The sequence below is a fragment of the Aquimonas sp. genome, assembly GCF_044377145.1.
Lineage (GTDB): Bacteria > Pseudomonadota > Gammaproteobacteria > Xanthomonadales > Xanthomonadaceae > Aquimonas.
In genome coordinates this window covers 37929-43928 of sequence record NZ_JBILJQ010000044.1, presented here as the reverse complement: position 1 = coordinate 43928, position 6000 = coordinate 37929, and the positions used below count along the sequence as shown (strand labels likewise).

The window sequence follows — 6000 nt, the reverse complement described above, 5'->3', positions numbered from 1 at the left end:
TTCAAGCTGCGGATCTGTCTCCACTTCGATGCCTGCCTTGCTCACTGAAACCTCCTCAAACCGCCCCACAATTGTTATCTATAAAAACCGAGAACAACTGTTGGGTAGGAGGTTGACACGTAGGGCGCCACGATCGGCGAGCGCAGCTACTCGGGATTGAGCAAAACCAGCCCCGAGCAACTCAGCCTGTTCGAGGCCCTCGAACTGCGGTCGCCGTAAAGCTGTAGTGGCATTTTTTACAGCCCGGGCGTCGGGAAATCAATCACTTGCGCGATTAAGTGCGGAACTTGGGTCGCCCATGAGCGGTGCTGTTCGGGAACGTTCGCAGATCACCCTTCACGCTGGCCGTCCTTGGCCAGCGCAAGAGCATTGATCCGTTACCAGACGTTGATCGGGCTTCCCTCCACCAGGCCTTCGCACGTCTGCCAACGCGGGACGCTGAAGTATGAATAGGGTGTGGGCGATTCCGCGGTGCAGCCCACCGAGATGGTGGCATCGATCTGGATCTCGCAGGCTCGCATCTCTGGGACCACCCAGCTTCCGTTGACGGGATTGGAGGAGATCACGGTGAAGTAGTCGTCGAACTGGCCCGCGAAAAGCCCTTGCGAGGGCACGCCAACGCCATGCGAGGCCCAGCCATGACTGATCAGACGGCGTGGCGGCACTGTCGGACCGAACGGTGGGATCCGCACGATCGATGCCCCGCCCGCGACCGAGAAGTTCAAGTAGGGAATGAAATCCGCCGAAAACGTGCCCCGCGTCTCGTTGAGGAGCCCGCAGATCGAAGCATGGCGAAGATCCCCTTGCGAAGCTTTCTGCCTGTTCAAAGGCATGCGATCAAGGGCTTCGAGTTCCTGCTGCATCCAGGCGTAGCTGGATTTGTTCGCGGTGGGAGACCGCTTCGCCGATGAAAGCATCGCGTGCAGTTCCTGTTTGCGCACGTCCATGCCGTCTGCGGTCAGTAGGCGCACTTTGCTGCCATCCTGCATGCGGCCGAAATAGACCCCGTCCTCGCGCTCGGACCACCCGCTTGAGCCCGGGACCGTCTCGCTCAGGAGCTTGTGCGCTGCTGGGTCCAGAGCTGGGTAGAGGTCGACACTGGGTTCTGCAGCTACGGCGGCGGCGAGAGAGGCGGAGAGAACGGCTTGAATGAACATGAAGTGGGTTCGTCTTGAGGGTGAGTGGACGATCACTGATGGCTCGCCCCAAGCCCAGCAGGCTGCTGGACCCGAGAACGCCACTACAGTGAATGCTCAACAGATGACACCCGACAGTTGCCCGGTGTCCTACCAATCAAGGGAAGTCGATGGTGATTTCGCCCACGCTTCCGGGGAAAGGGACCCTTTCACCCGCGCCGGCGCTGTGTTGCCCAGAAACGGGATGCTGCATATTGATCGGCCGGCTGCCGGCGGTGATGATTCGCGACCCGCGTGGTAATCCTTGGCCGGTGCGGGCCACCTCAGGCGGGCAGCTGAAGTTTGAAGCGCGAGGCTTGCACATGGCGTGCGTCACCGGCGCGCTGTGCCGAAAATGCTCGATCTTCTTGGTGCCGGATCAGTAGAGCGGAGCTTGCTCCGCTGCTCTCCGGGCTTTACGCAGGAACCGATCCTTCAGCCGAGCTGTCCGTCATCGACGAACAGGACCGTCGCACTCGAAAGGCGTTTGTGCAAAAAGCCTGGAGCCGCTGCTGCAGGCACTTGCACCGTTCCTTGCGCTGGCGTTAACGGACCGGGTACTGGCTGGTCGACGGGCTGTTGGATGCGGGCGTCGATGTTCGGCCGGTGAACACTGCTGCGTTTGAGGTGGGACATGCAGTTGTTTTGAAACCACATGGTCTGACCGCCCAAGTTAGCCGCACAGCGGAGCAGTGAAGGCGCAGAGCGGAGCGCGTTGTCGAATGCCCACGCCGAGAAGATCGAAGCGCAGCTCAACGCCGAAGTGCAGGAACGTCTGGCGTTGGAGGAAGTCGCGGACACGAGCGCGACTCCCGATGGCGTCAAGCTGCCGAATGAGATCAAGCGCCGCGAGGATCGCCCGCTGGTGCTTGCGCACGCGAAGGCGACGATCGACGCGCTCGCTGAGCGCGAGCAGGCCGAGTACCCGGCCGAGCGGGCTGCGGGAGAGGAGCCACGGGTGCTGTCTCCACAGATGGGTGAAGTTCGCACTTGCGCGAATCCGCCCCAACCCGCACCCGGAATGAGTGCGTTTCAGGGATCTCCTGAGCACTACTCATGACGCTCTCGGGTGCATCACCCTTGCGTCAACGCAGGGCGTAGCCGAATTGCTGACGGAATTGCTCTGAGAATTCAGCGTAATCGAAGCGCTGATTCTGAGGGCCTAGATGCTCGATCTTGAGTGCACCCATCAGCGACGCGATTCGGCCCGAAGTCGAAAGATCCATGCCCTGCATGAGGCCAAAAATCAGTCCCGCACGGTAGGCGTCGCCGCAACCTGTAGGGTCCACCACGCGCATGGCGTTGGCGGCAGGAATCTGCATCAGGCCTGTGCCTGAATGGACCTCTGAGCCCTTCGGCCCACGGGTAATGATGTAGGCCTTGACACGCTCGGCGATATCCTTCGAAGAAAAGCCCGTACGCTCCTGCAGCAGGCTCGACTCGTAGTCATTAACGGTGACGTAGGTGGCCTGTTCAATCATGCGGCGCAGTTCCTCGCCGTTGAACAGCGGCATCGCCTGGCCGGGATCGAAAATGAAGGGGATGCCCGCTTCGGCAAACTCGGTCGAGTTCTGCAGCATCGCCTCGTAGCCATCGGGGCCGACGATCCCGAACTCGACGTCAGCCACGTCGCGCACATGATTCTCGTAGGAACGCATCATCGCGCCGGGATGAAAGGCTGTGATCTGGTTGTCGTCGAGATCAGTGGTGATGAACGCCTGTGCGGTGTAGAGATCCTCGATCTCCTTCACGTGTTTCAACGTAATGCCGCACGCATCGAAATGCTCCCGATACGGAGAGAAATCCTGGCCCACTGTCGCCATCGGGATCGGGTCGCCGCCCAGCAGCTTGAGGTTATAGGCGATATTGCCCGCGCAGCCGCCAAACTCCCGGCGCATACGCGGCACAAGGAACGACACGTTCAAGATGTGAACCTTGTCAGGCAGGATGTGATTCTTGAACTGGTCCTGGAACACCATGATGGTGTCGTACGCGAGTGAGCCGCAGATCAATGCCGCCATGAAATTCTCCGACGCTGTGCCGTCCGGCAACACAGCTCGGCTGTGCGATGCCCATGATCCGGCGTGTATCAATGTCGCAGCCGGGGATGGCAGCGACGAGGCCGCGTAGTTTGAAGCATGCGGGCGCATTCGGCACGCTCGGAATCGTCCGAATGCGTGCGCCAGCGGGAACCGCAGCTGTCCGGGCCGTATGAGATTTCTTGCCGCTGCGAGGCCCCCTTGCTACCCTTGCGTGCTTTTCACCGGAAGTCCGTGTCCTCATGTTCAAGAGCCTGCGTGGCCTGTTTTCAAACGATCTGTCGATCGACCTCGGCACCGCCAACACCCTGATCTACGTACGCAATCAGGGTATCGTGCTCAATGAGCCATCTGTCGTGGCGATCCGCCAAGACCGTGGCCCGGGCTCACACAAATCAGTCGCCGCGGTGGGACACGAAGCCAAGCGCATGCTCGGTCGGACGCCAGGCAACATCACCACGATCCGGCCGATGAAGGACGGCGTGATCGCCGACTTCAGCACAACAGAAGAGATGCTCAAGCACTTCATCCGCAAGGTGCACCGCTCGCGGTTCCTGCGGCCGAGCCCGCGCGTGCTGATCTGCGTGCCGTGTGGCTCGACGCAGGTGGAGCGCCGCGCGATCAAGGAATCCGCAGAGGAAGCCGGTGCGCGTGAGGTGTTCTTGATCGAAGAGCCCATGGCGGCCGCGATAGGTGCCGGCATTCCGGTGCACGAGGCACGCGGTGCGATGGTGCTGGACATCGGCGGCGGCACGTCTGAAGTCGCGGTGATCTCGCTCAATGGCATCGTTTACTCGCAGTCGGTGCGCATCGGTGGCGACCGCTTCGATGAAGCGATCATCAGCTACGTGCGCCGCAACCATGGCACGCTGATCGGCGAGACCACCGCCGAGAAGATCAAGATCGAAATCGGCTGTGCGTTTCCTCAGGCCGAAGTTCGCGAGATAGAGGTCTCGGGCCGCAATCTGGCCGAGGGCGTGCCGCGCAACTTCACCATGAACTCCAACGAAGTTCTGGAAGCCCTGCACGAGCCGCTGGCTGGTATCACCAGTGCCGTGCGCGCGGCACTGGAACAAACGCCGCCGGAGCTGTGCGCCGACGTCGCCGAACGCGGAATCGTGCTAACCGGCGGTGGCGCGCTGTTGCGGGATCTGGACAAGCTGATTTCGGACGAGACCGGCCTGCACGTGCACGTGGCCGATGATCCTCTGACCTGTGTTGCCCGTGGCGGCGGCCGTGCACTTGAGTTGATCGACATGCACGGGAACGATTTCTTCGCGCCCGAGTAGTCCGCCATTGCGGCAGGGCAGGCCCGTGGCGCTGGCCGGGAAACGATCATCGATGCGGCGGCGGGGTTTGGACAGTTGATCGGCAATCGAGCGCCCGCGGGGTTGTTCAGCGAAGCAGGTGCAGGTCCGCTGCGCCTGCTGGTCTACCTGCTCGTGGCTGTTGCACTGATGGTGGCTGACCACCGTACTGCGATGGTTGAACGCATCCGCGCTGTCGGAAGCGCACTCGCGCAGCCTCTGTATCTGTTGGCCGGCCTGCCGGCCCAGCTTGCCGTGCAGACTCGCGATGCATTCACCAGCCACAGCGATCTGCTGGACGAGCGGCATGCTTTGTCGCAGCAGTTGCTGGTCGCGCAGGCCCGGCTGGATCGGCTTTACGCGGTGCAGCAGGAGAACCAGCGACTGCGCGATCTTCTTGGCGGTACGCGCGGCCTCCTGCTCAGCGTGCAGCTGGCCAGCGTGTTGAACGTGGATCTTGATCCCTTCCGACACCGGATTCTGATCGACGCCGGCGAGCGACGCGGCGCGCGTCCAGGGCTCGCATTGATCGACTCGCGTGGTGTTGTCGGCCAGATCCTTGATGTTTCACCTTGGAGCTCAACCGCGCTGCTGATCTCGGATCCCAGCCACAGCGTACTGGTGCAGGTCGTACGCACCGGCCTGCGTACCATTGCCTATGGCACGGGGCGTACCGATGAGCTGCTGCTGCCAAACATTCCGCAGAGCGCCGATATCGCGGTCGGCGATGTCCTGGTGACCTCGGGCATCGGTGGGCGCTTCCCGGCCGGGCTGGCCGTCGGCGAAGTCACTTCTATCGCTGCCGACGACACCCGATTGTTCCTGGTTGCCAGCGCCCGACCGGCGGCTCAACTCGATCGCAGCGGCGAGCTGCTGCTGTTGTGGACGACCGAAGCCACCCCGGAAGTTGGCCCACCGCTCGAACTCAGCTCGCCCGCTCAAGCCGGAGGAGTGCGCTGATGCGCTGGCGTAGCACAGCTCTGTTCCCACTGTCCTTGCTGGTTGCTTTGATACTCGGCCTGCTGCCCCTGCCGAGCACGGTGGCAGCCTTCAAACCGTTCTGGCTGGCCTTGGTGCTGTGCTACTGGCTGCTTGAAGACCCTGAGCGCGTCGGTCTCGGCGTGGCCTTCCTGATCGGTTTGGCCGCCGATCTCCTGCATGGCACTTTGCTTGGCGAGCATGCGCTGAGGTTGTGTATGTTGGCCTTCATCGTGTTGCGCTTTAGACCGCGCCTGCGGTTTTTCACGCTCTGGCAGCAGGCGCTGGCCGTTCTGGCGATTCTGCTCAACGACCGGATCGTGGTGCTGATGGTGCGCGGTTTCTCGGGCGAGGGCATGCCGCCCGCCGCGTTTTGGATCGCGCCGCTGACGGGGATGCTGCTGTGGCCGTGGCTCTTTCTGGCACTGGACGGCCTGCGCCTGCGCGCGCGCCAGCGGAGCAGCTGAGCCGATGGCACGCGGGCAGCGTTTGCGTGAACCC

The 6000-nt window shown here is 62.2% G+C and carries 5 protein-coding genes and 1 pseudogene; 4 read left to right on the top strand and 2 right to left on the bottom strand.

Annotated elements, in window-relative coordinates:
• Nucleotides 1-377: 377 nt before the first annotated feature.
• Nucleotides 378-1157 (bottom strand): hypothetical protein, encoded by a 780-nt coding sequence (locus tag ACIQ7H_RS13790; protein WP_395792421.1) that lies wholly within the window; start codon nucleotides 1155-1157, stop codon nucleotides 378-380.
• A gap of 724 nt (nucleotides 1158-1881) precedes the next feature.
• Between ACIQ7H_RS13790 and ACIQ7H_RS13785 the strand changes: the two are divergent.
• Nucleotides 1882-2107, top strand: a pseudogene (locus tag ACIQ7H_RS13785) (IS5/IS1182 family transposase); the annotation flags it as partial.
• 153 nt (nucleotides 2108-2260) lie between these two features.
• Here ACIQ7H_RS13785 and ACIQ7H_RS13780 read toward each other — a convergent pair.
• The gene (locus ACIQ7H_RS13780) at nucleotides 2261-3196 is read right to left on the bottom strand and encodes a carbohydrate kinase family protein (protein WP_395792419.1); all 936 of its coding nucleotides are present in this window, start codon (nucleotides 3194-3196) and stop codon (nucleotides 2261-2263) included.
• 260 nt (nucleotides 3197-3456) lie between these two features.
• Here ACIQ7H_RS13780 and ACIQ7H_RS13775 point away from each other — a divergent pair, with 260 nt between their 5' ends.
• The 3 genes from ACIQ7H_RS13775 (at nucleotide 3457) to mreD (ending at nucleotide 5966) form a co-directional block, all read left to right on the top strand.
• Nucleotides 3457-4503, top strand: a complete 1047-nt coding sequence (locus ACIQ7H_RS13775; protein ID WP_395792417.1) for a rod shape-determining protein — start codon at nucleotides 3457-3459, stop codon at nucleotides 4501-4503.
• Nucleotides 4504-4605: 102 nt separating this feature from the next.
• Nucleotides 4606-5481 (top strand): rod shape-determining protein MreC, encoded by an 876-nt coding sequence (gene mreC / locus ACIQ7H_RS13770; protein WP_395792415.1) that lies wholly within the window; start codon nucleotides 4606-4608, stop codon nucleotides 5479-5481.
• Nucleotides 5478-5966, top strand: coding sequence for a rod shape-determining protein MreD (mreD, locus tag ACIQ7H_RS13765; RefSeq protein ID WP_395792429.1), 489 nt, complete (start codon nucleotides 5478-5480; stop codon nucleotides 5964-5966). The genes mreC and mreD overlap by 4 nt, the downstream gene beginning before the upstream one ends.
• The last annotated feature ends 34 nt before the right edge of the window (nucleotides 5967-6000 follow it).